Consider the following 24,486-nt stretch of genomic DNA (forward strand, 5'->3'; position numbering starts at 1 on the left):
TCAGATGGAGGTGCACCATGGCTGAGACGTGCGACCACGTGGAGGCGGCGGGGGACCCGGAGCCCCGGACGCCGCAGGGCTGCGAAGAGTGCCTGAAGATGGGCGACGACTGGGTGCACCTGCGCCGCTGCCTGTCGTGCGGCCACGTCGGCTGCTGTGACGACTCCAGGAACAAACACGCGACGAAGCACTTCCACCAGACGAAGCACCCCGTCATCCAGTCCTTCCAGCCGGGCGAGGACTGGCTGTGGTGCTTCGTGGACGAGCTCTTCCTGGAGGGCCGGCCCCAGCACGGGCACGAGGCGCGGACGTAGCCGCGCCCGCACCCCGGGCCGCGCTCAGCGCGGGATGACCCCGGTGATGGGGGAGGAGGCCTCGAACTCCGCCAGCGACGACTCGTGGACGCCGGCGCCGGGAATGGAGTGAATGACGGTCCCCTGCTCCGTCATGATGCCGACGTGTCCCCAGGGCGCCGGGGACGTGGAGCAGAGGACGTCACCCGCCTTGGGCTCCAGTCCCGGCGTCGCCATGTCCGCCATCTGCGGCGCGCTGGCGGGCAGGTCCGGATAGACGGCATTGACGAACTGCGCGCAGTGCATGAAGGGCGAGTCCGGCCCCACCGGCTCCGCCGACGCGCCCGCCGGGTCTCCGTACGCACGGCCGATGAGGCTCCGGGCCCTGTCGAGTGCGGCCGACGACGAGCCGCTCCCCGACACCGGAGCGCTCGCCTCCGTGGGCGTGCTCCCCGGCACTGGAGCCACCCCTCGCGGCGCGGGCTCGCCCGTCAGGGCCGGACCGCCCGCGGCCTTGACGGCGTCGCTGGGGATGAACTCGTCGCGCTGGCCGGGAATGGCGAGCTTCTGGCCTGCCTGAATCTGGTCGACGTCCTCGATGTCATTGACCCGCGCAATCCGCTGCACGCTGGTGTTCATGCGGATGGCAAGCTGGCTGAGGGTGTCTCCGTACTTCACGCTGTAGACGGACATGGGCGCTCCTCGAGGGGAAGGGGGATGGCTGCGGAGCGTGTCCCCGAGCAAGCGGCAGGCCAGCGGTGCGATAGGGTGCGCAGGGTGGGATGTGCCGTCGACGCGCGCCCGGGCGCGGTCGAAAACGTCAAGAGACGTGACGTTGTGCGGTGTCCACCCGTCGGTCGCTTCGCGTCGCACGATGCGGCATCGCGGGCGTGTCCCATGCCCGCCAGCCGGCGCGGCGCCACGTCGGGCCGCACCCCCGCGAGCCTCCTGGCGCCAGGCGATTCGGGGCGCTCAGCCGTCGCGGCCCGCCAGCCGGCGCAGCTCCGCGTCGGACAGCACCACCTGCGTCAGCCGCGAGCGGGAGATGCCGAGCTGCGCCGCGGTGGCCGCCACGTTGCCGTCGTTCTCCACCAGGCACCGCTCGATGCACCCGCGCTGGAGGTCCGCGAGGAAGCGTCTCAGCGTGCCTCCGTGCTGGAGGAAGAGGGCGTAGGCGTCTGGCGCCCCCGCCGTCACGCCCGGGCGGGACTCCGCGCACGCCAGGCCCCGCTGCAGCAGCGGCGCGAGCACCGAGGCGGAGATGGCGGGCGACTCGGACAACACGTCCGCGGCCTGCACTCCGTTGCGCAGCTCGCGCACGTTGCCCGGCCAGGGGTGGGCGCGCAGCAGGCGCTCGGCCTCGGCGGACAGGTGCTTGGGCTCTCCACCGCGCTCACGGGCGGCCTCCTCCAGGAAGTGTCGCGCCAGCAGCAGCACGTCGTCCCCCCGCTCGCGCAGGGGCGGCAGCACCACCTGGATGCCGTTGAGCCGGAAGAAGAGGTCCTGCCGGAAGCCGTCCACGCGCACCGCGTCCGCGAGGTCCCGGTTGGACGCGGCGATGATGCGCACGTCCACGCGCACCGGCTCGCCACCGCCCACCCGCTCGAAGGTCTTCTCCTGGAGCGCGCGCAGCAGCGCCGCCTGCCCGCGTGGGCTGATGTCCGCCACCTCGTCCAGGAAGAGCGTCCCCCCATGGGCCTGCTCGAAGCGGCCCCGGTGGCGCGTGGCCGCGCCCGTGAAGGCGCCCCGCTCGTGGCCGAACAGGTCCGACAGGAGCAGCTCGTCGTTGATGGCGGCGCAGTTGACGGCCACGAAGGGGCTGCCCGCCCGGCGCGAGAAGTCGTGGATGGCGCGCGCCGCCAGCTCCTTGCCCACGCCCGTTTCCCCGAGCAGGAGGATGCTCGCGTCCGAGGCCGCCACGCGGCGCAGCCGGGACACGGCGGCGCGGAAGGCGGAGGAGTTGCCGCGCAGATAGGGCAGCGCCTCCGCCGCCTCCTCCTGCGCCTCACCCAGCAGCGACAGCAGCTGCGGCCGGTCATACGCGCGGCGGAAGCGGGCACGGGCCTCCGGAGGCAGCGGCTCGGTGAGGGCCTGCCAGGCCTCCAGCGCGGCGCGGCGGGTGCGCTCGCGCGGGGCCTCTCCCGGCTCGGTGCTGGCGAGCTGATGGTCCAGCACCCGCGCGCGCAGCTCGAAGTCCTGCATGCGCAGCGCCTCCGGGTGGAGGGAGGCCCGCCGCAAGGCCCGCCGCGCCCGCGCCCGGTCTCCGTTGGCGAAGGCCACCCGCGCATCCAGCAGGTGCGGCCCCGTGGGCTGTGTGGAGAGGTTGCTCAGGTAGAGGTCTCGCGTCAGCCCGGCCAGCACCTTCGCGGCTTCCTCGGGACGCCCCACGGCGAGCAGCGCCTCCACGCGCAGCCAGCCCGCGGGCACGGCGTAGAGCGGGTTCTGCGCCGTCTCGTCGCCGACGTGCGGGCCGTCCAGCGTGCGCAGCGCGTCCTCCCACTCGCCGCGTGCGCACTGGAGGTGGGCCCGGCACAGCCCGAGCGCCAGCCGCGCCTGCGGCGTGTCCGCGACGAGCGCGGTGAAGGCCTCCAGCTTGCGCGCCGCCTCGGTCGTGTCGCCGAGGAAGCAGTCGGTGGCGATGGCCTGCGGCCACGCGGTGAGCTGCTGGAAGGGGATGTCCAGCCCCTCCAGCGAGCGGGTGAGCGCGGCCCGGGCCTCCAGATGCCGCCCGTCCTTCGAGAGCGCGAGCCCCAGGTTGTGCAGCGCGAGCGCCTCGAAGGGCTCGTCCCCGAGGAACAGCTCCAGCGCCGCCTGGCAGAGCTGAATCGCGGCGGTGTTCTGGTCCGCGCGGCGCGCCAGCGTGGCGAAGGCCACCCTGGCGAGGCCTACCAGGTCCTCCAGCCCCGCGGCGCGCGCCTGCAGCTCCACCTGTGTGAACAGGCGGCGGGCCAGCGCCTCCTCTCCTCCGTCGATGGCGACGCGCCCCTCCAGCGCCTTCAGCATGAGGCGGGAGAAGGTGTCCTCGGGCGCGGTGAGGCGCGCCTGGGCCTCGCGAGCGAAGGCGGCGCCCTCCTCGCGGCGCCCCGTGTCCAGGAGGAACTGGACGTGCGTGGGCGCGAGGAAGCCGTGGTGTGACGACACGCGCCCGGTGAGCCCCTCCGGCCCCAGCGCCCAGGCCACCAGCGCCCGGCCCGCCGCGCGCCGTCCCATGCGCACCAGCACGTGCGCGGCCGTGGCCAGCAGCGCGCTCACCCGCCGCGCCTCGGCGCCCCAGGGACTCGCGTCCCACGGCGCGGGCGCGGGCTGCGTCCCAGGGGTGTCCAGCACGTGGCGCAGTCCGGCCGCCATGCCCGCGGCGCGGCCCGGGGCTTGCGCCTCCAGGCGGCGGCGTCCCTCCTCCGTCGGGTCCGCGGCGAGCCATAGCAACAGCCGCGTGTCCTCGTCCGGGGCCAGCGCGGCGAGCCGGCCGAGCGTGGCCGTCACCCGTGGCACCTCCAGCAGGGTGACGGCCATGTCCAGCACCGCGTGCCCGGCGGGAGTCACCTCGCCGCCAGGCAGCACCCGGCACATGCCGTGCTCGCACGCCAGCTCCACGCCTTCCTCCAGGTCCTCGCCGAGCGCCTCGCTCAGCGCCGCCACCGTCACGGGCTCGGGCAGCGCGCAGGAGGAGAGGACAGCGAGGCGCCGCTGGAGGGCGCGCGCCCGGCGCTCGGGACGGAAGAAGGGGGCGAGCAGGTCCGGAGGTGTCGTCACGGCCTCAGCCTCCCCGCAATCGGGAGAGGCTGGCAAATCCAGGGCGGGTTGCCGAGTCAGTCGCCGTGGGACGGGCCGGTGGCGCTGGACGTCCAGCCGAAGCGGTAGACGCGGGGAGGAACGTCAATGGAGCTGGGCAGGCCCCGCGGGGCGACAGGTAACGGGAGGACACCCTGCCCCGGGGTGCATTGCCACGGCCCCGGGGCTGCCTTCTGGTGGGCGCGTTCATCCCTCATGAGGAGGCCGCAATGGCAGGCACGATTCTGGTGACAGGTTCCACGGGCACCATCGGCGGTGAAGTGGCGCGGCAGCTCATCGCGGCGGGCGTCCGGCCCCGCCTCCTGGTGCGAGACCCGGCGAAGGCGCGCGAGTTCGAGGGCAAGGCGGACATCGTGAAGGGCGACCTCGGCGACGCGGCTTCGCTGGAGCGGGCGATGCAGGGTGTGGAGAAGTTGTTCCTCGTCGGGTCCGGCGTGGACGGGCAGGCGCTGGAGGCGAAGGCGGTCGACGCCGCGAAGAAGGCGGGCGTGAAGCACGTGGTGAAGCTGTCGGTGCTCGGCGCGCAGGAGGAGGCGATTACCTTCGCCCGCTGGCACCGCCCCGTGGAGAAGCAGCTGGAGGCGTCCGGCCTGGCGTGGACGTTCCTGCGGCCCGTCAACTTCATGAGCAACATGCTCGGCAACATCGGCAGCATCAAGGGGCAGGGCGCCTTCTATGAGCCCACGGGCGAGGGAAAGACGTCCGTCATCGACCCGGCGGACGTCGGCGCGGTGGCGGTGAAGGCGCTCACCGAGCCGGGCCATGAGGGCAAGGCGTACACGCTGACCGGCCCCGAGGCCCTGTCCAGCGCGGAGCAGGCGGCCGTGTTGACGAAGGCGCTCGGGCGCGAGGTGAAGTTCGTGGACGTGCCACCCGAGGCCGCGAAGCAGGCCATGGCGGGCACGGGCATGCCGGGGGCCTACGTGGACGCGCTGCTGGACCTGCTCGCGGCGATGAAGGCGGGCAGGACGGCCACGGTGACGGACACCGTGCAGAAGGTGGTGGGCCGCAAGGCGGGGACGTTCGCCGACTGGGCTCGGAGGCACGCCGCCGCTTTCAAGTGACGCGCATTCACGCGGCCACGGGCTCCACGCGCGGGCGGGTGCGGGCGGAGAGCTTCTTCCGGCCGCCCCCCTTGCGGAGGATGTCGAGCGTCACCTCCTCATCCGTGGCCAGGGCCATCAGGCGCTGCAGGTCGTCCACGCTGCCCACCGTCTTGCGGTTGATGGCCAGCAGCAGGTCGTCCACCTGGAGCCCGGCGTCGTAAGCAGGGGTGCCGTCCTGCACCTTGAGCACCTTCACCGCGCGCGGCTGGCCCGTGTCCTGCGCCAGCCGCGTGTCCAGGTTCACCGCCGTGGCGGCGATGCCGAGGAAGCGCCGCTCCACCTTGCCGCGCTGGATGAGCAGGCTGGCCACCCACGCCGCCGTGGCCGCGCCCACCGCGAAGCCGATGCCCTGCGCGTACGGCAGCACCAGCGTGTTGAGCCCCACCACCTGCCCGCGCGTGTTGATGAGCGGCCCGCCCGAGTTGCCCGGGTTGATGGCGGCGTCCGTCTGGAGCATGCCCTCCAGCATGACGCCGTTGGGCAGCGTGAGGCTGCGGTTGATGGCGCTCACCACGCCCATGGACACCGACTGCTCCAGCCGGAACGGGTTGCCAATCGCCATCACCAACTGGCCCACGCGCACGGACCGCGGGTCGGCCAGCGGCAGGGTGGGGAAGTCGGTGCCCTCGGCGCGGACCACCGCGAGGTCCGTGGGGGCGTCTCCGCCCACGAGGGTGCCTCGGAGCTCCTCGCCGTTGGAGAGCTGCACGGTGAGGCCGCGCGGGTTGCGCATCACCACGTGGCGGTTGGTGAGGACGTAGCCGTCAGGCGTGAGGAAGAGCCCGGTGCCGTGGCCTCGCGAGTGCTCCACGCCCACCACGGCGGGCGAGGCGCGCTCCACGAGGGACTCCAGGTCATCGGAGAACTGTTGCAGGAGTTTCATCGTGTCATTCCTTCCTTCACGTCAGGAGCGCTTGCCCACGGTGATGGGCACCTCGCGCAGCTCACCGGCGCGCAGCACGCGGGCCTGGACGGTGGTGCCCACCTTCTCGTCGCCCAGGTAGCCGAGCAGGTCCTCCACGCGGTGCAGCGACTGGCCGCCCAGGCTCACCAGCACGTCGCCGAGGAGCAGGCCCGCCTTGTGCGCGGGGCCGTCCGGGTCCACGGAGAGGAAGACGAGGCCGGCCTCGGTGCCGGCGCGCTCCACGAGGTGCTGGGGGATGCGCACGGGGTACGCGCCCACGCCGAGGTAGCCCCGGCGCACGCCGCCGTGCTCCTTCAGCGCGGCCGTCACGCGGGTGAGGGTGTCGCCGGGGATGACGACGGCGGCCGTGCGCGAGAAGGCCGCGGTGAGCAGGCCCACGAGGCGGCCCTGCGTGTCCACCAGCGCGCCGCCGGAGAAGCCGGGCGGGAGGTCCGCGTCGGTTTCGAGGTAGCGGTCCACGCGGCCCCCGGCGTGGGTGCGCCAGCCCTCGCCGTGGGTGCTGACCATGCCGAGCGTGGCGCGCGCGGTGCGTCCTGGACGGGCGACGGTGACGACGAGGTGGCCGACCTTCACCTCGTCGAGCGGGGCCGGCGGGAGCGGGGTGAGGCTGGAGGCCTCGGCCTTGAGGAGGGCGAGGTCGGTGCTGGCGTCACGGCCGATGAGCTCGGCGGAGACGGTGCGGCCGTCGGCGAGGCCCACCTGGATGTGGCCCTCGTGCTCGACGGCGTGGCTGGTGGTGACGATGAGGCCCTCGGCGCCCCAGACGATGCCCGAGGCCCCGCGACGGCGGCGCGCCTCGACGCGGACGATGCTGGGGGCGACGCGCTCGACGACGGAGGCGAGGGACTGGGAGAGGGACTGGAGGTCGGTGGACATGGCGGATTCCTTTCGAGGCTCAAGGTAAAGGCCTCGAAAGGGCGCCACATCGGCGGACCGGGCAGGACGCGGAGCTACCCGTTCGGGTAGGTCGGCTGGCCATCTGGGGGTGGGGGCTGGTGGTTCGGATGGGGACGGCTGGGGTCAGCCCGCCTTGCGAAACTCACTGCATGTCAGGCAACAGCGGCGGCGTGAGCGGAACCCTGGAGGTTGGAGTCATCATGTCAGGGGCTGCCTATACTGTCGTATGGAAGGGAAACGTGACAGGTAGGCAGGCTGGCGGCGGACCTGGCCGCACATGAAGGAAGGGCGTGGAGGCATGGAGAGTCAGGCGGAGGCACTGAAGGAGCTGGGACGACGGCTGTCGTGGCGGAGGAGGGAGTCGGGGCTCGATATCGACGCTCTGGCCGCTCGCACGGCAGTGCCCGCTCGACTCATCGAGGGCTTCGAGCAGGGAGATGGATCGCTGGGCGCGGGGGCGCTGACACGGCTGGCGAGCGCCCTCGGTGTTTCTCCCACGGCCTTCCTGCACACGTCGGCTCCGCAGGAGCGGGCGCCCGTCGAGCCCGGGGTCCTCTTGAAGGGCCGCTCCGTGGGCGCTGCTCTGTCGCCCAAGGATGGCGAAGCGCTCGCGAGGGGACTCCAGAAGGCCCAGGCCTTCTCATTGCTCGGAGACCTCCTGCGCGTCGAGCGACTCGCGGACGGCTTCCACCCGAAGTCCGCGCCCACGAGGAACGCGCATCGCGCGGGTTGCTCGAGCGCGCTCCAGGTACGCGCCCTGCTCCCCGAGCGCCAGGGGCCTTTGCGCGGACTGACGCGATTGGTGGAAGCCCGCTTCGACATCCTCGTCCTGCGGCACTGTTTCGAGCAGGCCTCGGTGCTCGGCGCCAGCTGCCGCTCCGGGCGAGCACGCCTGATTGTCATCAACACCCGCATCGAGCGCGAGCCCGTCTACCGCTTCGTCCTCGCGCACGAGCTGGCCCATCAACTGCTCGACCTCTCCGACAGCGGCGTCACCATGGACGAGGGGCGCTTCGAGAGTTCGGGCTTCTGGATGGAGAACCCGCCAGAAGAGAAGCGGGCCAACGCCTTCGCCGCCATGCTGCTCGCGCCCGAGGAAGCGGTGCGGCGGGAGCTGGGGCCCGCGAAGGCAGAGGGGTACGGGCTCGCGGAGGCGAAGGCGCTCGTCACCCGGGCCCGCACACGCTTCGGCCTCAGCTTCCCGGCCATGGCCTGGCACCTCTACAACCTCCGTTACTTCCGCTCAGCGGAGACCGTCGAGGCCCTGCTGACCACACCGGATGAAGCCCCGCTGTCGGGCTTCGAGGAAGCATCCCACTTCGACGGCCTGGAGCGCAGAGCGCTGGAGGCCCACTCCCGGGACATCATCTCCGCAAGCCGTGCACGAGAGTTGCTTGGTGGCTCCCTGGAGGAGCGCTCTCTGCATGAAGCGGTACGTGGTGGATACGGACATCCTGGCCAACATCCAGCGGGCGGGCCACGCGGGGACTCTGGAAAGGCTGGGCCCGCTTCCCGTCGTCATCACTGACACGGTCTGGGACGAGCTGACGGTCAACGCCCGGTTGAACGGTGCCGCGCCCAGGTTGGTGAAGGAAGCCGACGACATGCTGCGGGCGATTGCAGGCACGCCCATGATGCTGACACCGCAGAGTCCCGAGGCGCGGACGCTCGTCCAGCTTCAGCTTCCGCCCCCGACCGAGGGACTCGGTGAGCACTCGGTCATCGCCTACGCCTTTCACCACGGGGACGTGACGGCTGTCCTCAACGACCGCAGGGCGCTCCACCGCGGCATCGAGGAGCTGCACGGCCGTGTCGTCTCCTGGCATGGCTTCCTGGCGGTGCTGCGCGCTGGACACGGACTGACGAAGCGGGCCTCGGACGAGCTGTCCGCATGGTACTGCGCCCGCTTCGTTCCCCAGCGCGCACCCATCTGGTGGTAGCCGCGCCGTGGGCTCAGCGCCCGGCCGCCACCGGGCCCCTGCGGAGCTGTTCGAGCTGGAAGTCCGCGAGGTCATACGTCGGATGGTGGAACGCGTGCGTGGCGATGGCGGCCTCGAAGTGCCGCTGCGCCGCGCGCTTGTCCGGATGGCCCTCGTGCCCCGGCAGCCGCCCCGCCAGGGCCGCCTCGCCCAGGTAGTAGTGCACCTGGATGCGGCGGATGCGCTCCATGTGCGAGTCCGCGTCCTTCGTCGCCGCCCACAGCTTCTGCTCGTCCAGCTCGCCCGTGAAGTGACGCGCCACCGGCAGCGGCCAGTCCGCCGACGCATGCGCAGCCGTGAAGGCCCGCAGCTCCGCCAGCCGCGCGGCTCCCGGTGCGGTCAGGTAGCGCAGCAGCCACGCCATGGTGTCATCCGGGCTCTTCTCCACGAGCCGGTCCAGCGCCGTGTTCGCCTGCTCCGCCCCGCTGTACGACGACACCACCGCCGCCACGTACATGCGCGCCGCCGCCGGGCTCTTCCCCTCGTCCACCAGCGGATGCAGCACCACCGTGGGCTGCTGCGTGTCCCCCGTCGCCAGTTGCGCGCGGGCGAGCACCAGCCGTGACTCCATGTCCCCGGGCATGCGCTTCACGATGGGCTCCAGCGTGTCCACCGCGGCCTGGGGCCGCCCTTGCAGCAGGAAGCCCCTCGCGAGGCCCACGCTGTAGAAGGCCTCCTTCGCATTCGTGCTCGGCGTCGCCTCGTGGTTCGCACGCCACGCCGCCACGTCCGCCAGCGCGCCCCGGTAGCCCTTCTCCGTCAGCGCCCCGTCCCGCGTCAGGCGCCCCAGCATCCCCCAGCGGCGCTCGATGATGTCCCGGTTCCACTCCACCCAGTCCTGTGGGTGCTTCGACACCAGCGCCTCCAGCGTCGCGCGCACGTTCGACGGCTGGTCTCGCATCATCATCGGCAGCAGCGCCTCCTGCATGATGGCCTGTCCGAGTCGCAGCGCGTCCAGGTCGAGCTGCTCGCGGGCCTTCCCAGTGCTGGAGTCGTACGCCATGGGCCAGAAGCTGGAGGGCGCATCCACCGTCGACTCGTAGCTGTTCATCTTGACGGTGAGCGTGTTGCCCTCCCGCGACACCTCGCCCCAGACGAGCGTGTTCACCTTCGCCTCGGCAGCCCGCGCACGGGCCTCCTCGAGGTTCGCGGGCGCCCGCAGGACGGGCTGCACCAGGTCGATGGGCGTGTTCGCGATGAGTCCCTGGAGCGCGGCGCGGATGCGCTGGTCGTGCGCCTGGGCCTCCGCGAAGACCTCGGGCGTCGCGAGGCGCATCGGGAGCATGCCCACGACATAGCGGGGCTCGGGGGCCGGAGCGGAGTCAGCCGCCGGTGTCATGGCGGGGGCCTGGTGCGCGCTACACGCGGACACGAGGCTGGCGAGGAGGACGAGGCAGGAGCGCAGTCTCATGCCCCCCATCTTCAGCGAGAGCCGGGCCCGGCCACCAGCCAGCCGTGCGGGCGATGCGCTCTCCTCTCGCCCCGTGGCTCACACTGGGCGAGGGCATTCCTAGCTTGTCTTGGGTCCCCTTTCCGATTCCGCGAAGCTCCATCCTGGAATCGAACGCGAGGTGAGCCCATGGAACAGACGCGTGAGAGTACGACGAAGCCGGCGCAGGGAGTCGCTCCGGGAGACCGCCACGAGTTCGAGGCCCTGCTGAAGGACTACGACGTAGCGCTCCTCACCACGCGAGGCACCGACGGGCACTTCCACACGCGCCCCATGGCCCTGTCGAAGAAGCGCAAGTCCGGCGCCGAAATCTGGTTCGCCACCTGGGTGGACACGCAGAAGGTGCATGACCTGGAGACGGACCCGCACTGCTCGCTCGCCTTCCACTCCACCGAGAACAGCGCCACGTACCTCTCCGTCTCGGGCACCGTGGAAATCGTCCGCGACCGGAAGGTCATCCACGACTTGTGGGAGGCGGACTGGAAGCCGTGGTTCCCCAAGGGCCCCGACGAGGGCGACATCGCCCTGCTGCGCTTCGTCCCCGAGCACGCCGAGTACGTCCACCCCGCGGGAGGCAAGCTCAAGGTCCTCTTCAGCACCGCCAAGGCCCTGGTGACGAAGCAGCGCCCCGAGCCCGCGCCGAAGAAGGAGCTGGACCTCCAGCACTGAGCGCCCGGACGCGGCGTCCGGCCACCCCGTGCTTCACCGGGTGGCCGGGCCCGTGGGTGGCAGGCGCTCGAACGTGAGCGAGGGCTCGCCCTTGTAGACGGCCTGCCCCGTCTGCCGGAAGCCGCACTTGCCGGCGACGCGGATGGAGGCTGCGTTCTCGGGGGAGATGATGCACACCACGCGCTGGGGACCGAAGCGGGTGTCGGCCCAGGCGAGGGCCGCGCGCACCGCCTCGGTGGCGTAGCCCTTGCCGTGAGAGCCGGGCGTCAGCACCCAGCCGGCCTCGGGCGTGTCGCCCAGCGGCGGCTGCATGTCGCGGTGGAAGTCGCCCAGGCCGACCTCGCCCACGAGGCGGCCCGTGGCCTTCTCGCGCACCACCCAGAAGCCGTAGCCCAGCAGGTCCCAGTGGCCCACGTAGCGCAGGAGCCGGGCCCACATCTCCTCGCGCGTGGACGGCTTGCCGCTGATGTAGCGCACGACCGTGGGGTCGGCCCACATCGCGAGGCACTCCTCGAAGTCCTCGAGGCTGTGGCCCTGCAGGATGAGGCGCTCGGTCTCGACGGTGGGGATGGCGGTTGCGGGCATGGGCACTCCTCCTCTGGCCTGGAGTCGGGGGACACTATCCATGTCCGGGCGCTGCGTCCTCCGATTCGGCGCCCTCAGCGCTCGAGCAGCGCCCCTCCCGGGCCGAACCCGAGCGTGAGGCACAGCACGCGCCTGCTGCCGTCGAGACGCGGGTCATGGCGCGCGGCCTCCGCGGCCAGCTCCGCGTCGTTGAGCACCAGCACCGTGCCGCCCCCCTCCGGCGCCGTGAGCCCGGCGGCGTGGAGCAGGTCCGCCACCAGCGGCGAGTGTCCTTCCCAGCCATAGGTGCAGCCGCCGGGCACGAGCGCGGCATCCAGCGGGCATGGGAGCGCGAGACACAGCGCGTCCGGAGTGCCCGCACCAGCTCGCGCGGCCCTGCTCGGAGCCGCCGCGCTGCCACGCGCACCGGGCGCCGCTGCTTCATGCGTCGTGTGCGGAGGCACCGACTGCGCCACGAACGTGCGCAGGGCGCCTCCGATGAAGCGCACCGCCGCTGCTACGTGGTGGCCGTCCTCCGGGCGCGGCGTGCCTATGAGGAGGAACGGCAGCTCCGTGGTGTCCCGCTCGAAGACGCCCTGTCCGTCCGGGCTCGCGCACTTGATGCGGGTCTGCCCCACGTCGAGTGCCACCGGGCGCTCAGGCCGCAGCGGCTCCAGCAGGCGCAGGCCCGCGCGCGCGGGGGCGAAGGCCGGGTCCTCCGCGACGTACACGGGGAAGGGGAGCGACGCGGTGCTCTCCTCCACCAGCTCCGCGAAGCCTTCGAGACACGCCAGCCCGCCGCTGAGCCACACCGCGTCCGCGTCATGCCGGGGCACCAGTTCCGCCAGCGCTCCGGCGAGCACGGGGAGCAGGTGGAAGGCGAGCATCGACTCGGGGACTCCCTCGCTCCTGTCCCGCTCCACCCGCGTGGCGCCGAGCAGCTCCCACAACTCGTGCCCGAGCACCGGGAGGTTCCACACCTCCAGCGAAGTCACGCCCTCGGGCACATGGCGCCGGACGTCCCAGCCGTGCGCGTTCCGGCTCATGCCGCGAGCCCGGCGATGCGCTCGGCGGCCTCCTTCGCCCCGTCGCGCGCCTGGTAGGTGGCGGAGATGGCGGCCAGCTTCTGCCGCAGCGGCGTGCCGGGCTCCAGGAGCTGGCGGAGCGCGGCGCGGCACGCCTCCACCGTGAGCGTGCGCGGCTCCAGCGCGAGCCCCGCTCCCGACTTCGTGAGGAAGTGCGCCTGGATGGGCTGGTCGTTGCAGATAGGCAACAGCAGCATCGGCACCCCCGCCGTCAGCGCCTCCATCACCGAGTTGGCCCCGCCATGCGAGACGAAGGCCGAGGCTCGCGGCAGGAGCTGGCGCTGCGGCACGTACGGCACGGCGACCACGTCCCCGGGCAGCGAGCGGGAGAAGTCCGTGTCGGCCAGCTCGCCCGCGCTGAGCACCAGCGTGACGCCGAGCGGGGCGGCGGCCTCGGCGAGGGTGCGGAACAGCTCCGGCTGCCACGAAATCTGGCTGCCGAAGGACACGTACACCACCGGCTTCGTGCCCAGCCGCTCCCAGGGGAAGTCCACCTCGTCACCGCGCTCGGCGAGCGGATTCGAGGGGCCGACGAGGTGCGTGGCGGGCGGCACTCCGGCGTCCGGGCCCAGGAAGGCCTCGGTGGCGAAGATGACGTTGAGGCGCGGCGAGAGGCACTCGCAGTTGCGGAAGCGCGCGTCGAAGCCGTGCCGGGTGAACAGCGCCTGCCGCTCCGGCGCCAGCGCGCGCACGTTGCGCTTGAGGCCGTAGTCCATGGGCGGCTCCAGCAGCGAGAGCGCCGAGGACACCCCGGCCCACGGAATGCCCAGCGCATGCGCGGCGAGCACGGCGGAGTACTGCATCCCGTCCAGCGCCATGACGTCCGGGCGGAAGTCGCGGACCGCCTGGCGCACGGGCTCCAGCAGCGCGGGCACCGCGTCGATGAGCAGGCCGCGAATCCACTTCCCCAGCGCCACCTCGTCGAGGACGAGCCGCGCCAGGGCCTCGCCGCCCGTCTCGATGGCGGGGGCCGGGGCTTCGGGGTGGGGCAGGTGGAGGACCTCCACGCCGAGCTTCGCGAGCTGCGGGGCGGGCTCGGGGATGCACAGCCAGCCCACGGTATGTCCCAGGCGGCGCAGCCACTGCGCCACGCCAATCATCGGGTTGAGGTGGCCCTTCTCGGGCGAGGTGGCAATCAGGATTCGGGACATGGGGTGCGGGAGGCGCAGTGCGCGTGGAGCATGGCGAGGGAGACGAGCCGCATCAACAGCCGGTCCATCCCGCTGGCCTCGGGAGCGTCGGGTGACAGACGGGTGTAGCGCTCCAGGAGGGCGAGCGCCGCGACGGGGTCGATGACCGCCAGGGGCTCCAGCTGCGAGGGCGAGAGCCACGCGCGGTACAGCTCCAGCCAGCGCTCACGCACGGGGCTGGACAGGGCCGTGTGCGCGTAGCGCGGCGTCTTGCGCGCGAGGCGCACCTCGTCGGGGACGAGCTCCCGCACGGCCTGACGGAAGAGCCACTTGCCGACTCCGTCGCGCACGAGCACGGACACGGGCAGTGCCAGCGCCACCTCCATGAAGTCCGCGTCGAGATACGGCGTGAGCACGGTGAGGCCGTGGGCCCGTGCGCCCCTCACCTCGGGAGGCAGCACCAGCTCTCGCAGGACCCAGGCCGCGTAGCGGACCTCTTCCGGGCGGTGCACGTCCTCGGGGACCAGGCCCCAGGGGGCACGGTCCGCGTCGTGACCCGTCCCCAGGTCGTCCACACCGGAGGGCCGCAGCACCTCGCGGGCGAGGCGCCGGTCCTCGTCCACCCGCGCCCGTGCTCCGGCGAGCGCTTCCGGGTTGCCCAGCAGCACCTCGTCCGCGCCCGCGCCGCTCAGCATCACCGAGGCCCCGTGTCTCCGGGCCTCCGCGTAGAAGGCGAAGCTGGCCACGGCGCGGGCGTTGATGAGGGGCGTTTCATTGCTCAGGACGGCGGGCTCGAACAGGTCCGGCAGTGCGGCGTCGGGGATGGGCACATCGACACACTCCACACCCGCCAGCCGCGCCACCGTCTTCGCGTGCCGGCGTTCCACCGCGTCGGCGAAGTGGACATCCATCGTCCAGGCGCGCACCTGCCCGGGCGCCGCGCCCGCGGCCAGCAGGCAGAGGGCCGCGCTGTCCACGCCGCCGCTCAGGCTGACGTCCCGCGCCCCGGCCGCGACGCGGTGCCGCACGGTGCCCCCAATGGCGGACAGGAGGCCCTCGGCGAGCCTGCCTTCGTCCCCGGTGGGCACCGCCGCGCGCCGCATCCGGGGCAGCATCACCGGCATCCGCCCCACGTCCTGGAACAGGCTCTCCTCCGGGGGCAGCCCGTGCCGCAGGAAGGCGGCCACGGCCTCCGGGTCCAGGCCCTCCGGCGCGAGTCGCCACACGGACTCCGCCGTGGGCGCGTCTTCCCGAGGCAGGTAGCGGGGCAGGGTGGCGAGCGGGCCGCCGGGGGCGTGGGACACGCAGGGACTGTGACAAGCGCGGAGGGCCCGGGCAACCCCGCTATAGTCGGGGCGTGCGCTACGAGCTCCACGACGACCGCATCCTCACCTGGTCCCTGGAGTCGCACGTCACCACGCACTGCAACCTGCGCTGCGTGCAGTGCTGCCCGCTCTCGCCGCACCTGCCCACGTGGGCCGTGGCGCCGTCCGCGCTCGGTGACGACTTGCGCCGGCTGGCCCGCGTCCTCCACCCCAACATCTTCAAGCTCACCGGCGGTGAGCCCTTCCTCCACCCGGACCTCCCCGCGGTGCTCGACGCCGTGCGCGACTCCGGCATCTGCGAGCAGGTGTCCATCACCACCAACGGCTTCCTCGCCCAGAGCGCGCCGGATGCCGTCTACGAGCGGCTGGACCGGATGACGCTGTCCGTCTACTCCTCCGCGTCGCTCCCGGAGCGCTCCATTCAGCGCATCACCGAGCGCTGCGAGCGGCACGGCGTCCACCTCTCGGTGAAGCGCATCGACGCCTTCCAGCAGCTCACGCCCGACGCGCCGCACTCCTCGGACACCACCGTGCGCGACGTGTACGAGCGCTGCTGGCTGAAGGTCCGCTGTCACCTCGTGCACGCCGGCCGCTTCTACGCCTGCACGCGTCCACCGCACGTGGCCACGGTGCTCGGGGCGCGGTACCCGGAGATGCCCTCGCTGGCCGAGGTGGACGGCGTGTCACTCGACGCGCCGGACCTGCTGGAGCGGATGCTCGGCTACCTGGAGCGCGACGTGCCGCTGGAGACCTGCCGCTACTGCCTGGGCGCCAGCGGTGAGTGGCGACCTCACGCGCAGCTGCCGCGCGCCCGCGTCTGAGCCTCGGCGGGCGGCGGAAACCAGCGGGGTGTACTAACCCCCTTCGGGGAAGTCCGGGTAGGGGCCTGACGTGTTACGCCATGGCGGGAGCGGCCATGGCGTGGCAGCCGAAGCACTGGACGGTTCAGCAGCTGGAGGAGCGGCGGCTTGCGGCCGGACGACTCCTGCGACGGGGGAACCTGTCGCAGGCGGAGGTCGCGCGCCAGATGGGCGTCAGCGAGGCATCCGTGAGCCGTTGGGCGCGGCGACTGCCTGAGGCGGGCGGCAGTACACGTGGGTTGAAGTCGAGGCCGTGCACGGGTCGGCCGTCGAAGTTGACTTCGGGGGAATGGCAGTAGGTAGCGGGGCTGGTACGGGCAGGGGCGCGCACCTGCGGTTTTCCTACCGAGCGCTGGCCGCTCACGCGTGTGGCGCACGCCATCCTCCGCGCCAGCTGGTGGTGCCCAACCTGCGCGCCACCTGGAACCCGGGCGAGGTCGCCACCATGTGCATGCCGCTCAACGTGGCCCTCGTCGGCGACATGCTCCAGTTCCAGATGCAGGACGACTCGTCCGTCGACTACATCCAGACGATCCTGAGCTGCTGAGCTCGACACGCCGTGCATGGGCGGGCGTTGGGGCCCGCCCTCCACGCCGGCTCACGGCTCCTTCGAGGCCTGCTGCGGCGACTGCGATTCCGCGGCGCCATGGACCTCCGCGCCAGCGGACACCTTCGCCAGGAACTCCCACGAGAAGTGGCCATCCGGATTGGAGGCTCCCCTGCCAGAGCAGGTCACCCCACCGTAGAGGATGGCTCCGAAAGCGAGTCCCCACGGGACCAGTCGCGCCAGCCGACAGAACACCGTCTTCGCCGTCTTTGCCATCCCGACGGCGCCTTCCCGCTGCGCGGCCGTCTTCACCTTCATCGATGCTGCGGTCACCGCACGCTCCTTCTTCTTCGTCATTGCGTTTTCCTTCCGTGGAAGATTCCTGCTCGTCCTACGTCTTCGACTCGTCGACTGCGTGTTCACGACGCGATTTCGAGGCGCACGGCTCCCGTTGCGGTGCCGTCCGCTTAACCACCTTTCTGGAATGGGTTCTCACCTGGAGGCGGGCCGTGAATCCTGGCCTACATGGGGCGCGTGCCGGCCGGACGCCACCGCCTCTCCATGTTCATTCCCTCGCCCGGACCGCCCCACTCCCGGGCCCTTTCACATCAGGCGGCGACCGCGTCTCCATCCTGAGCGATGGGGGATGTCTTGGTGCGCAGCCTCCTGCGCGTCCGCGCGCCCTGCGCGCTATTGGCCTCCGCGGTGCGCCGGTTGAGCTCTTCCTGGGCGAGCTCGTTTACGCGCATGACGAGCCCGCTCAGGTCGTACTCCGGGGTGGTGTGCGAACCGTCGGCGCGCATCCGGGGGCGCTGGACGATGTAGTTCGCCTTGCGCAAGCGCGAGAGCGACCGCTGCACGGTGCGCAGGCTCACGCCCCCCATCGCCTTGGCCATTTCCCTCTTGCCCAGGTAGGGCTTTCGGTTGGGCTCCCACCAGCGCACGATGAGGTGGAGCAGGACGTTCAGGTCGCTGGGCTCGAGCCCCAGGCGCGCCTGGTGCGTGATGAGAATGCCCGGCACTCCCATCCACCCGCTCTTCCACGCCGTCTGGCCCCACTTTTCGGTGTTCCGCTTGTCGCGACCCTTGCCGGTGGAGGGGCCAGGCTCCGTCGGCGCGGAGGGCTCCGCCTCCACGGCGCTCTGGGGCGCGGGGGCCTCCGCCTTCGCTTCCGGAGCCACGGCCTTGCTCGTGGGCACCGTCTTCTTCTTTGTCGACTTCTCCTTCGGCATTCCCATCTCGAACCTCGAAAGCACTCGGCCAGCGCGAGTGGTGCGCGCCAACACGGCCATTGATAGTCCTGTGGGGGGGCGCCTTCCAAGCAGTGGAAGGTAGACAGCAGTGTCTACCCTATGAGGGCATCCTTGGGCTCGTGGGCCAGGGTTCAATGTTATTCAGGTTCTAGTTCTTACTTGGCCACTTGGGACCAGGAGCTCTGGCCAACTATGACCTTCCTACTGGACAAATCTGTCCATGTTCTCACTCTCGCGGTCTCGCTGCCTAGCCAAGCCGTGGCCTCAGTCCCAGCACAGCGCCAGCGTGGTCCGCATCGCCCGCACGGCCTCGTCGCGCATAGGAGGAACAGGGGCCCTGTTGCGACGTGAGGGGCGAGTGGGCATGGGGCGCAGAGGGGGCAGGAAGGGTCCTCCATGGCCGTGCTCCCCGTCCCGCACAGCGCCTCTGAGCGGGTTGCCGGACGCACCACCCCTTGGCGCCAGGAGAGCGCAGGGGCTCGCGCCATGAAGGAGGGCTGACGGGGGCTGCCGCGGCCGCAGTGCAGCGGCTACCCCCAGAGAGCCTGCTGCGGCGGCCAGCGCGCGGGAGCGAGCGGGGCAGGGAACCCGGCTGGCCAGACGGTGGAGGGCTACAGTAGCCACGCTCGGAGCTCGTGCGGACGACGCTTCCTTGGAGCCGTGTTGCTTGGAGTGCGGGGACGGCTCAGCCGGATATCGGGCTCGCTTGGAACGGCTGGGGCTTGGCGCCCGTGGCGAGCGTCGCGGACTCCACGTGCGACACCCGCAGCTGGGGCTCCAGCCATCCCAGGTTGCGGAGCGCCGAGGTGAGCCGCTCGCACAGGGGGCCCACGTCCGCTTCCGCCGCGCCGGCCAGCTCCAGCGTGAAGCGCGAGCGCTCCACCTGCGTCAGCCGGAAGGCGCGCAGGGCATGGTGCTTGAACACCCACGCCAGCGCCCACGCGTCCACCGCGCGCCCGGACGGCGTGAGGAAGTGACACGCGCCGCGCCCGCCGAAGTCCTCCAGCGTCCAGCCGTGGAAGCCGCACGCGCAGGCGTCCCGGCGCACCGTGCCCGCGTCGCCGGGGAGGTAGCGCAGCAGCGGCAGCACGCTGGGACGCAGCCGCGTCACCACCACCTCGTCCCGTCCCGGCTCCAGCCACACGTCCGGGGCGAAGACGTGGAAGCGGCCGGGGGCGTCCTCGCGCAGGCACTCCCAGGCGAGCGGGCCCGTCTCCGTCGTCGCGTAGTAGTTGAGGACGGGGGCGGGCACCTTGCGTGCCAGCGTGGCGCGCAGCCCGGCGGGCAGGTGCTGCGCGGAGGTGAGAATCAGCCGTGGCGTCGGGACGTCGCGCTGCTCCGCGAGCCAGCGCAGCCCCTCCGGGTCCGAGAAGAGCACCGCGGGGCGCACGCGGCACAGGCGCTCGCGCGCGTCGTCGCGCAGGGCGGACACGCGGTGCAGCGCCCCGTCATGGAAGATGGGCAGCCGCACCGAGTACTCCAGCCCGCCCGGCAGCGCGTCCAGCAGCACCACGCGGGGACGCGGCGGCAGCACGGCGCCCGCGCGCGCCACGAGGAAGCGGAGCACGGCCCACATGTGCAGGCAGTCCTGCCTGTCGCGTACCACGCGTACCGGAGCCCCCGTGGAGCCGGAGCTCTTCACCACCACGCACTCGTCGTGCTCGGCCGGCAGCGTGGGCACCGCGTCCCAGTGCCGCGCCAGCGTCTCCCGGTCCAGCGTGGGGAAGCCGCCCAGGTCCTCCAGTCGCTGGAGGTCTCCCGGGTGGAGCCCTGCCTCCTGGAGCCGCCGGACGTAATACGGAGACGCGAGCAGCGCGCCGCGCAGGTTCTCCAGCCACGTTTCCAGCCGCGCGCGGGCCCCTGCCTCATCCGCGACGGAGGCGAGGCGCGCGAGGCCCCTGTCGATGGCGTCGGCCCAGGGGATGTAGGGCCGCTGGGTGGAGGTGTCCCGGCGGATGTGGGCGCGCGGGGCGACGCGCAGGTCCGCGGGGAAGGACAGCGTCACTCGCGCCAGCCTCGCGCTTCGGCCTCGCGCTGCTGCGCCTCGCGGAGCAGCTGCTCGCGGCGCTCCGCCTCCTGCCTGCGCGCCTCTTCCGCGCGCTTCAGTTCTTGCTGGGCCTTGCGGTAGTCGAGCTGGTCCAGGCGCTTCTCGGACTCCTTCCTGGATTCGTTCAGCACCGTCCCGCCCAGCGCGCGCACCCACTTGCGCAGGAACTCCTCCTGCCGGAAGGCGTTCGAGCGCACCATCTCCGCCGTCAGCGGGGCGATGTCCTCGAAGAAGTGCCGGAGGACGGACATGGCCTCCGTGCCCTTCTTCAGCGCCTTCGCCGAGTCGTCCCGCAGCGCGGAGTTGGCCAGCAGGTGCGCGAGCATGACCACCTGCTCCTTCCAGAGCGGGTGGTGGGCGTACTGCTCCAGGTCCACCCAGTCCTGCCGTGAGGGCGGACGCAGGTTCGCCAGCCGGAAGGTGTCGCAGATGATGGCCACCGCCAGCTCATGCGGGTACGGCGAGACGATGGGGGCCGCCTCGAGCTGCTTTCGAAGGGTCTGGATGTCGAAGAGCATCAGTTCTCCAGCAGGGCCCGGGCCAGGGACGCGGCCGCGGGACCGAAGTCCGTCAGCCACGTCACCACCACGAGACGGAAGCGCCGCTCCGCCAGCACCGGCGCCAGCACCTTGCGCGCCGCCTTGTCGTCCGGCAGCGCGAGGAATGCCACCACCAGGCGCGAGCGCCGCACCGCCTCCACCAGCCGCTTCATGTGGTCTTCCGAGGACACGTTCGCCAGGAAATCGCTGTCGGAGATGATGATGCGCATGGCGTCCGGCCGCTCCTGCGACAGGGAGTCGAGCAGCCTGAAGGGGTACTGCGTCCCGCCGCCGAGGTAGCCCAGCAGGAAGTCGCGCGCCGTCTCCTCGTCGTACATCCACGGCGACACCACGGGCGTGCCGTGCGAGTAGATGACGCCCTTCACCGTCGCCTTCTTGCGAATCGCCGAGGCGGACAGCACCTGCGCCGCCAGCGTCATGGCGTTGAACTGCATCGCCGGGTTGGGCATCGAGCCGCTGGTGTCCAGGTAGATTTCAACGGAGGGCACGCCCAGGTCCGCGGCTGGAGGCAGGTCCGCCTCCAGCTCTCGGCGCAGCGGCGACACCGCCGCGAGGTGGCCCTGGGAAATCACCGTCAGCGTCCAGTCGATGGCGGACGGGTCGTCGCCGTACTCCCACGCCTCGGGCGTGGTGCGCAGGTACGGCTCCGGCTTCGACGGCGCGGACGGGAGCTTCAGGATGTGCTGGTCCACCAGCCGCTTGTAGTGCCGGCCCACCAGCGCCTGCTGGAGGTTCCCCCGGCCGCTGCCGGGCAGGTGGTGGGTGACGCGGCGGATGGTCTCCAGCGCGTCTTCCGGGGACGTGGCCCCGGAGGTGCCCTGGAGCCAGCCGCGCTGCTTCGCCTCCTCCAGCGCGTCCTCCCAGCGCCCCGCGCCGTGGATGGCCGCGTCGAGGTCGTCCAGGTCCGGCGTCGACACGTCCCCGGCCAGGGGCAGGCAGTACGTCAGCTCCTCGGGCTTGTCGATGTAGCGGATGAAGGTGGCGCAGAAGTAGAGGAACTGGAGGCGCGGGTCCGGCAGCGCGTAGAAGGTCTGCGCGAACATGCGGGCCTCGGCGCGCATGCCGGGGAAGCGCTGCTCCAGCGGCGCTTCCATGGCCGCGGGCGCGAGGGCTCCCGGAGTCAGCCTCCACAGCTCCTCGTAGATGGCGAGGTAGAAGAAGAACATCGGGGACATGTCCCCGGTGCCCCGGACGCGCTGGAAGCCGAGGTACACGTCGGCGAGCTCCATCGCGCGCGTGCGGCCCACCACCTCGTTCACCTGCAAGTCGTAGAAGAGGTTGGTGAGCGACTGCTTCAGCCCGGGGATGAGCCGCTGCTCCAGCACGCGCAGCTCCGCGTCCCAGCCCAGCGTGTGCGGGAAGCGCGCGTGGTGGCCCACCTCGTGCGCGAGCACCGCGGTGAGGCTGTTCGCCGCGCCCATGTCGTGCAGCAGCTCGAAGTGGACGTAGACCTGACGCTTCGCCAGGTCGATGTACGCGAGCGGCTCGTTCCGGTGGTCCGCGTCCGGATGGAAGGGCACGTGCGGCTCGGGCGGGCTCAAGTGCACGCGCACGTCCCAGACGTCCAGGGCGTCGGACCAGCACGTGGCGACATGCTCGGGCGTGAAGCTCGGCGGGCTCATGACGGCAGGAGCACCAGCACGAACTGCGAGGTGAACAGGGTCCCCGCGGCGCGCCAGTCGTTGACGGTGGTGGCGTACCAGTCATCCACGCGCGGGTCGTTCCACGTCAGCCACCCCAGCGCCGGTGTCTGCTCGTGGGTGGGCTCCGGCGTCTCGCGGCAGCCCATGGCGCCCAGGCGCATCGGCGCGTCGCCCGTCAGCCACAGGCCCTGCGTCGCGGCCTCGCGCCCGCCGGTGGCCTTGCGGTGCCTGTCGTGGACGCACAGCACCGTGGGGGACAGGAAGTGCAGGGCCCCGGGCAGGAAGCGGCTGTCCTCGCTGGCCAGGTGGACGAGGAAGGGCTTCGACTTCTGGCCCAGCTTCGTCCGCGGCGGCTCCAGGGCCCGGGACGCGGTGTCGCGCAGCCGCGCCTCGATGTCGGCCAGCGAGGTGAGCCCCTCGCCCACGCGGCAGAAGATGCGCTGCACCCAGGGCGGCGCGGACTCCAGGTTCTCCCCCAGGTTCCACAGCTGCGCGAGCGCGCCCGCGCGCCCGGACTCGGGGGCCTGCGCGAGCAGCCGGGGCAGCAGGTCCGACCACGCGAGGGTGAAGAAGTTCCGCCGGCCCGCGCTGGCCGGGTAGAGGTAGCCCAGGCCGATGGCCTCCGCGCCCAGGCGCAGGTAGGTGCGCAGGAGCTCCTCGGACGCCTCGGGACTGGCGCCCGAGGTGGACAGGGCCCGGCCCAGCTGCGCCCCCGGGCCTTCGAGCAGCTCGCGCCACTGGGCCGGGGACCAGCGCACGAAGCGCCCGCGGGCATTGGCTTCCAGCTCGTCGATGAAGCTGCTCATGCCGTACCGCCCGGGTTCTCCTTCAGCCACGTGGCGTAGTTGCGGTAGCGGCTGTACATGGACTTGAGGTGGATGAGGTCCTCGTAGACGGGGCCGGACAGCTCCTGCTTCGTGAGCAGGGTGTTCATCAGGGTGGTGATGCCGGCGATGCGCTGCTCGGTGGTGGGCAGGTCCACGCCGGCCAGCCCCTGGTCCAGCTCGTTGCGCAGCCCGGCCACCTGGCGGCGGATGGGCTCGTGCGTCTCATAGCGGAACATGGCCATGTCGAACATGTGGCGAATCCAGGCGACGCGGTCCTGGAGGAGCGTGCGGTGGCCCTTCACCTCGAAGAAGGCGCTGCGCGTGTTGGGCACCAGCTTCTCGTGCAGCACCCACGGGGCAATCTGCCGGAAGTCCTCCAGCTCCACCGTGTCGTGGCCGCGGAAGAAGGCCATCGCCTTCGCGTAGTGGAGGATGGTCTGGTACGCGCGCACGCTGACGCCGTTCTCCGTCTGCGTGCACAGGTGCACCCGCTTGTCGAGCGGGCACTGCTCGTTGCACACCGCGGCCACCGACTGGCCGGCGAGCTTCAGCGTGTCCTTGTGCTTGAACTCGAAGCGCGGCGAGGCCATGCGGCAGAAGTCGAGCTGGCCGAGGAAGAAGGCGATGCGCTCCAGCACCGCCTTGGGCACCTCCACCTCGAGGATGGACGCGTAGGCGCGCTCCAGCTCGGTGGGGGTGAAGATGATTTCCTTCGGGAGCAGCTCCTCGGGGGACTTGTCCGCCTCCAGGCGCTGGAGGAGCTGGTCCATGAAGCCGGAGTTGAACGGCACGGCGCGCACGACGACGTCGATGCGGTCCTTGAGGGCCTCGATGACCTGGAAGGTGCCGCCGCCCTGGTCGTCGTTGGCGGTGAGGAACCAGGACGAGCGGCCCGCGTAGACGTACTGGTCCATCATCTCCGCGTACCCTTCCGCCATGAGGGACAGGAGCGCGGACTGCGTCTTGGTGGGGATGCGGTTGTACTCGTCGATGATTTTCACGCGCTGGCCAATCCACTTGCGCCAGCTCACCTTCACGGCGGACAGGTCCTCCGCCTTGAGCATGTCGGACGGCAGCGGCGCGCCGAGCAGGTCGGCGATGGACAGCTGCGGGTGGCCGCGCTGGATTCCGCGGTGCACCTCGTCGCGGCTCATGCCGGAGAGCAGGGCCATGAGGACGGCGGACGTCGTCTTCCCGCGCCCCGGCCCGCCGACGAGCAGGGCGCGGCGGCAGGTGAAGAGGGTGAGCAGGGGGATGAGGACGAAGGAGCTGTAGCTGGTGTCCTCGGGGAGGTGGACCACGTCACCGGCGGTGCTCTTGAGGGACGTGGCCTGTCCGAACTCGAGGTCGTAGTAGGGACAGATGACGGCGTTGTTGGTGATCCACCAGTACGCCTGCCGCATCTTGTCGTGGAGAGTGCCCCCGTCGCGCTCCGAGAGGTGGACGCTGAGCCCCTTGTCCGTGTCCGTCGAAGCGCGCCCCAGCAGCAGGCGCGATACCCAGTCCTGATTGGCCATTCGACACAGGAGCGTAT

General features: G+C 71.6%; 24 protein-coding genes. 8 read left to right on the forward strand and 16 right to left on the reverse strand.

The annotated features are described in order from the left end of the window. Positions 1–17 precede the first annotated feature (17 nt). Positions 18–314, forward strand: coding sequence for a ubiquitin carboxyl-terminal hydrolase 14 (locus tag ACX9TP_RS02020; RefSeq protein ID WP_482978002.1), 297 nt, complete (start codon positions 18–20; stop codon positions 312–314). A gap of 24 nt (positions 315–338) precedes the next feature. On the opposite strand, the gene ACX9TP_RS02025 is transcribed toward ACX9TP_RS02020, so the two are convergent. Together ACX9TP_RS02025 and ACX9TP_RS02030 are read right to left on the reverse strand one after the other, a co-directional pair. Beyond that, complete coding sequence (locus ACX9TP_RS02025; protein ID WP_482978003.1) at positions 339–986, reverse strand: LysM peptidoglycan-binding domain-containing protein; 648 nt, start codon at positions 984–986, stop codon at positions 339–341. Between the two features lie 279 nt (positions 987–1,265). Continuing rightward, positions 1,266–4,046 carry a sigma 54-interacting transcriptional regulator gene (locus tag ACX9TP_RS02030; protein ID WP_482978004.1) on the reverse strand — a complete coding sequence of 927 codons (2,781 nt, stop codon included), beginning with the start codon at positions 4,044–4,046 and terminating at the stop codon, positions 1,266–1,268. Between the two features lie 248 nt (positions 4,047–4,294). Here ACX9TP_RS02030 and ACX9TP_RS02035 point away from each other — a divergent pair, with 248 nt between their 5' ends. Beyond that, on the forward strand, positions 4,295–5,149 hold the full coding sequence (locus ACX9TP_RS02035; protein ID WP_482978005.1) for an SDR family oxidoreductase: 855 nt from the start codon (positions 4,295–4,297) through the stop codon (positions 5,147–5,149). 7 nt (positions 5,150–5,156) lie between these two features. On the opposite strand, the gene ACX9TP_RS02040 is transcribed toward ACX9TP_RS02035, so the two are convergent. Together ACX9TP_RS02040 and ACX9TP_RS02045 are read right to left on the reverse strand one after the other, a co-directional pair. Continuing rightward, complete coding sequence (locus ACX9TP_RS02040) at positions 5,157–6,074, reverse strand: S1C family serine protease (RefSeq protein WP_482978006.1); 918 nt, start codon at positions 6,072–6,074, stop codon at positions 5,157–5,159. 21 nt (positions 6,075–6,095) lie between these two features. Then, positions 6,096–6,992, reverse strand: a complete 897-nt coding sequence (locus ACX9TP_RS02045) for a S1C family serine protease (protein WP_482978007.1) — start codon at positions 6,990–6,992, stop codon at positions 6,096–6,098. A gap of 319 nt (positions 6,993–7,311) precedes the next feature. Here ACX9TP_RS02045 and ACX9TP_RS02050 point away from each other — a divergent pair, with 319 nt between their 5' ends. Together ACX9TP_RS02050 and ACX9TP_RS02055 are read left to right on the forward strand one after the other, a co-directional pair. After that, positions 7,312–8,541, forward strand: coding sequence for a helix-turn-helix domain-containing protein (locus ACX9TP_RS02050; protein WP_482978008.1), 1,230 nt, complete (start codon positions 7,312–7,314; stop codon positions 8,539–8,541). Positions 8,542–8,617: 76 nt separating this feature from the next. Continuing rightward, entirely contained in the window at positions 8,618–8,953 is a 336-nt protein-coding gene (locus ACX9TP_RS02055) for a hypothetical protein (RefSeq protein WP_482978009.1), read from the forward strand. 13 nt (positions 8,954–8,966) lie between these two features. Here the strand turns inward: ACX9TP_RS02055 and ACX9TP_RS02060 are convergent, their stop codons facing one another. After that, the gene (locus ACX9TP_RS02060; RefSeq protein ID WP_482978010.1) at positions 8,967–10,403 is read right to left on the reverse strand and encodes a hypothetical protein; all 1,437 of its coding nucleotides are present in this window, start codon (positions 10,401–10,403) and stop codon (positions 8,967–8,969) included. A 168-nt stretch (positions 10,404–10,571) separates the two neighbouring features. On the opposite strand from ACX9TP_RS02060, the gene ACX9TP_RS02065 reads away from it, so the two are divergent. Next, positions 10,572–11,111 (forward strand): pyridoxamine 5'-phosphate oxidase family protein, encoded by a 540-nt coding sequence (locus ACX9TP_RS02065; RefSeq protein WP_482978011.1) that lies wholly within the window; start codon positions 10,572–10,574, stop codon positions 11,109–11,111. A 33-nt stretch (positions 11,112–11,144) separates the two neighbouring features. Here ACX9TP_RS02065 and ACX9TP_RS02070 read toward each other — a convergent pair whose 3' ends face one another. The 4 genes from ACX9TP_RS02070 to ACX9TP_RS02085 form a co-directional block, all read right to left on the reverse strand. Next, positions 11,145–11,696 (reverse strand): GNAT family N-acetyltransferase, encoded by a 552-nt coding sequence (locus ACX9TP_RS02070; protein WP_482978012.1) that lies wholly within the window; start codon positions 11,694–11,696, stop codon positions 11,145–11,147. A 74-nt stretch (positions 11,697–11,770) separates the two neighbouring features. Next, positions 11,771–12,721: an ROK family protein gene (locus ACX9TP_RS02075; protein ID WP_482978013.1), complete on the reverse strand. Its 951-nt coding sequence runs from the start codon at positions 12,719–12,721 to the stop codon at positions 11,771–11,773. Then, positions 12,718–13,911, reverse strand: coding sequence for a glycosyltransferase (locus tag ACX9TP_RS02080; protein ID WP_482978014.1), 1,194 nt, complete (start codon positions 13,909–13,911; stop codon positions 12,718–12,720). The genes ACX9TP_RS02075 and ACX9TP_RS02080 overlap by 4 nt, the downstream gene beginning before the upstream one ends. Continuing rightward, positions 13,896–15,194, reverse strand: coding sequence for an asparagine synthase-related protein (locus ACX9TP_RS02085; protein WP_482978015.1), 1,299 nt, complete (start codon positions 15,192–15,194; stop codon positions 13,896–13,898). The genes ACX9TP_RS02080 and ACX9TP_RS02085 overlap by 16 nt, the downstream gene beginning before the upstream one ends. 53 nt (positions 15,195–15,247) lie before the next feature. Here ACX9TP_RS02085 and ACX9TP_RS02090 point away from each other — a divergent pair, with 53 nt between their 5' ends. The 3 genes from ACX9TP_RS02090 to ACX9TP_RS02100 all read left to right on the forward strand — a co-directional run bounded on the left by ACX9TP_RS02090 (position 15,248) and on the right by ACX9TP_RS02100 (position 16,622). Further along, positions 15,248–16,036, forward strand: a complete 789-nt coding sequence (locus ACX9TP_RS02090; protein ID WP_482978016.1) for a radical SAM protein — start codon at positions 15,248–15,250, stop codon at positions 16,034–16,036. 95 nt (positions 16,037–16,131) lie between these two features. Beyond that, entirely contained in the window at positions 16,132–16,374 is a 243-nt protein-coding gene (locus tag ACX9TP_RS02095; protein ID WP_482978017.1) for a helix-turn-helix domain-containing protein, read from the forward strand. Continuing rightward, positions 16,365–16,622, forward strand: coding sequence for a hypothetical protein (locus ACX9TP_RS02100; protein ID WP_482978018.1), 258 nt, complete (start codon positions 16,365–16,367; stop codon positions 16,620–16,622). The genes ACX9TP_RS02095 and ACX9TP_RS02100 overlap by 10 nt, the downstream gene beginning before the upstream one ends. 51 nt (positions 16,623–16,673) lie before the next feature. Here the strand turns inward: ACX9TP_RS02100 and ACX9TP_RS02105 are convergent, their stop codons facing one another. The 7 genes from ACX9TP_RS02105 to ACX9TP_RS02135 form a co-directional block, all read right to left on the reverse strand. Continuing rightward, positions 16,674–16,979 (reverse strand): hypothetical protein, encoded by a 306-nt coding sequence (locus ACX9TP_RS02105; protein ID WP_482978019.1) that lies wholly within the window; start codon positions 16,977–16,979, stop codon positions 16,674–16,676. A gap of 251 nt (positions 16,980–17,230) precedes the next feature. Continuing rightward, positions 17,231–17,854 (reverse strand): helix-turn-helix domain-containing protein, encoded by a 624-nt coding sequence (locus ACX9TP_RS02110; RefSeq protein ID WP_482978020.1) that lies wholly within the window; start codon positions 17,852–17,854, stop codon positions 17,231–17,233. A 706-nt stretch (positions 17,855–18,560) separates the two neighbouring features. Continuing rightward, the gene (locus ACX9TP_RS02115) at positions 18,561–19,880 is read right to left on the reverse strand and encodes a phenylacetate--CoA ligase family protein (protein WP_482978021.1); all 1,320 of its coding nucleotides are present in this window, start codon (positions 19,878–19,880) and stop codon (positions 18,561–18,563) included. Beyond that, on the reverse strand, positions 19,877–20,440 hold the full coding sequence (locus ACX9TP_RS02120) for a hypothetical protein (protein WP_482978022.1): 564 nt from the start codon (positions 20,438–20,440) through the stop codon (positions 19,877–19,879). Before ACX9TP_RS02120 ends, ACX9TP_RS02115 begins: the two co-directional genes overlap by 4 nt. Beyond that, the gene (locus ACX9TP_RS02125) at positions 20,440–22,104 is read right to left on the reverse strand and encodes a M48 family metalloprotease (protein WP_482978023.1); all 1,665 of its coding nucleotides are present in this window, start codon (positions 22,102–22,104) and stop codon (positions 20,440–20,442) included. The genes ACX9TP_RS02120 and ACX9TP_RS02125 overlap by 1 nt, the downstream gene beginning before the upstream one ends. Beyond that, the gene (locus tag ACX9TP_RS02130; RefSeq protein WP_482978024.1) at positions 22,101–22,931 is read right to left on the reverse strand and encodes a hypothetical protein; all 831 of its coding nucleotides are present in this window, start codon (positions 22,929–22,931) and stop codon (positions 22,101–22,103) included. Before ACX9TP_RS02130 ends, ACX9TP_RS02125 begins: the two co-directional genes overlap by 4 nt. Continuing rightward, positions 22,928–24,469: an AAA family ATPase gene (locus tag ACX9TP_RS02135; RefSeq protein ID WP_482978025.1), complete on the reverse strand. Its 1,542-nt coding sequence runs from the start codon at positions 24,467–24,469 to the stop codon at positions 22,928–22,930. The genes ACX9TP_RS02130 and ACX9TP_RS02135 overlap by 4 nt, the downstream gene beginning before the upstream one ends. Positions 24,470–24,486: the final 17 nt, after the last annotated feature.

It is taken from the genome of Pyxidicoccus sp. M15 (assembly GCF_056858435.1).

What these genes read in the sequence shown, in the direction of transcription:
- ACX9TP_RS02020 (WP_482978002.1), top strand. Translation starts at nt 18, where the DNA reads ATGGCTGAGACGTGCGACCACGTGGAGGCGGCGGGGGACCCGGAGCCC.
- ACX9TP_RS02025 (WP_482978003.1), bottom strand. Translation starts at nt 986, where the DNA reads ATGTCCGTCTACAGCGTGAAGTACGGAGACACCCTCAGCCAGCTTGCC.
- ACX9TP_RS02035 (WP_482978005.1), top strand. Translation starts at nt 4,295, where the DNA reads ATGGCAGGCACGATTCTGGTGACAGGTTCCACGGGCACCATCGGCGGT.
- ACX9TP_RS02040 (WP_482978006.1), bottom strand. Translation starts at nt 6,074, where the DNA reads ATGAAACTCCTGCAACAGTTCTCCGATGACCTGGAGTCCCTCGTGGAG.
- ACX9TP_RS02045 (WP_482978007.1), bottom strand. Translation starts at nt 6,992, where the DNA reads ATGTCCACCGACCTCCAGTCCCTCTCCCAGTCCCTCGCCTCCGTCGTC.
- ACX9TP_RS02050 (WP_482978008.1), top strand. Translation starts at nt 7,312, where the DNA reads ATGGAGAGTCAGGCGGAGGCACTGAAGGAGCTGGGACGACGGCTGTCG.
- ACX9TP_RS02055 (WP_482978009.1), top strand. Translation starts at nt 8,618, where the DNA reads ATGCTGCGGGCGATTGCAGGCACGCCCATGATGCTGACACCGCAGAGT.
- ACX9TP_RS02060 (WP_482978010.1), bottom strand. Translation starts at nt 10,403, where the DNA reads ATGAGACTGCGCTCCTGCCTCGTCCTCCTCGCCAGCCTCGTGTCCGCG.
- ACX9TP_RS02065 (WP_482978011.1), top strand. Translation starts at nt 10,572, where the DNA reads ATGGAACAGACGCGTGAGAGTACGACGAAGCCGGCGCAGGGAGTCGCT.
- ACX9TP_RS02070 (WP_482978012.1), bottom strand. Translation starts at nt 11,696, where the DNA reads ATGCCCGCAACCGCCATCCCCACCGTCGAGACCGAGCGCCTCATCCTG.
- ACX9TP_RS02075 (WP_482978013.1), bottom strand. Translation starts at nt 12,721, where the DNA reads ATGAGCCGGAACGCGCACGGCTGGGACGTCCGGCGCCATGTGCCCGAG.
- ACX9TP_RS02080 (WP_482978014.1), bottom strand. Translation starts at nt 13,911, where the DNA reads ATGTCCCGAATCCTGATTGCCACCTCGCCCGAGAAGGGCCACCTCAAC.
- ACX9TP_RS02095 (WP_482978017.1), top strand. Translation starts at nt 16,132, where the DNA reads ATGGCGTGGCAGCCGAAGCACTGGACGGTTCAGCAGCTGGAGGAGCGG.
- ACX9TP_RS02100 (WP_482978018.1), top strand. Translation starts at nt 16,365, where the DNA reads ATGGCAGTAGGTAGCGGGGCTGGTACGGGCAGGGGCGCGCACCTGCGG.
- ACX9TP_RS02105 (WP_482978019.1), bottom strand. Translation starts at nt 16,979, where the DNA reads ATGACGAAGAAGAAGGAGCGTGCGGTGACCGCAGCATCGATGAAGGTG.
- ACX9TP_RS02110 (WP_482978020.1), bottom strand. Translation starts at nt 17,854, where the DNA reads ATGCCGAAGGAGAAGTCGACAAAGAAGAAGACGGTGCCCACGAGCAAG.
- ACX9TP_RS02120 (WP_482978022.1), bottom strand. Translation starts at nt 20,440, where the DNA reads ATGCTCTTCGACATCCAGACCCTTCGAAAGCAGCTCGAGGCGGCCCCC.
- ACX9TP_RS02125 (WP_482978023.1), bottom strand. Translation starts at nt 22,104, where the DNA reads ATGAGCCCGCCGAGCTTCACGCCCGAGCATGTCGCCACGTGCTGGTCC.
- ACX9TP_RS02130 (WP_482978024.1), bottom strand. Translation starts at nt 22,931, where the DNA reads ATGAGCAGCTTCATCGACGAGCTGGAAGCCAATGCCCGCGGGCGCTTC.
- ACX9TP_RS02135 (WP_482978025.1), bottom strand. Translation starts at nt 24,469, where the DNA reads ATGGCCAATCAGGACTGGGTATCGCGCCTGCTGCTGGGGCGCGCTTCG.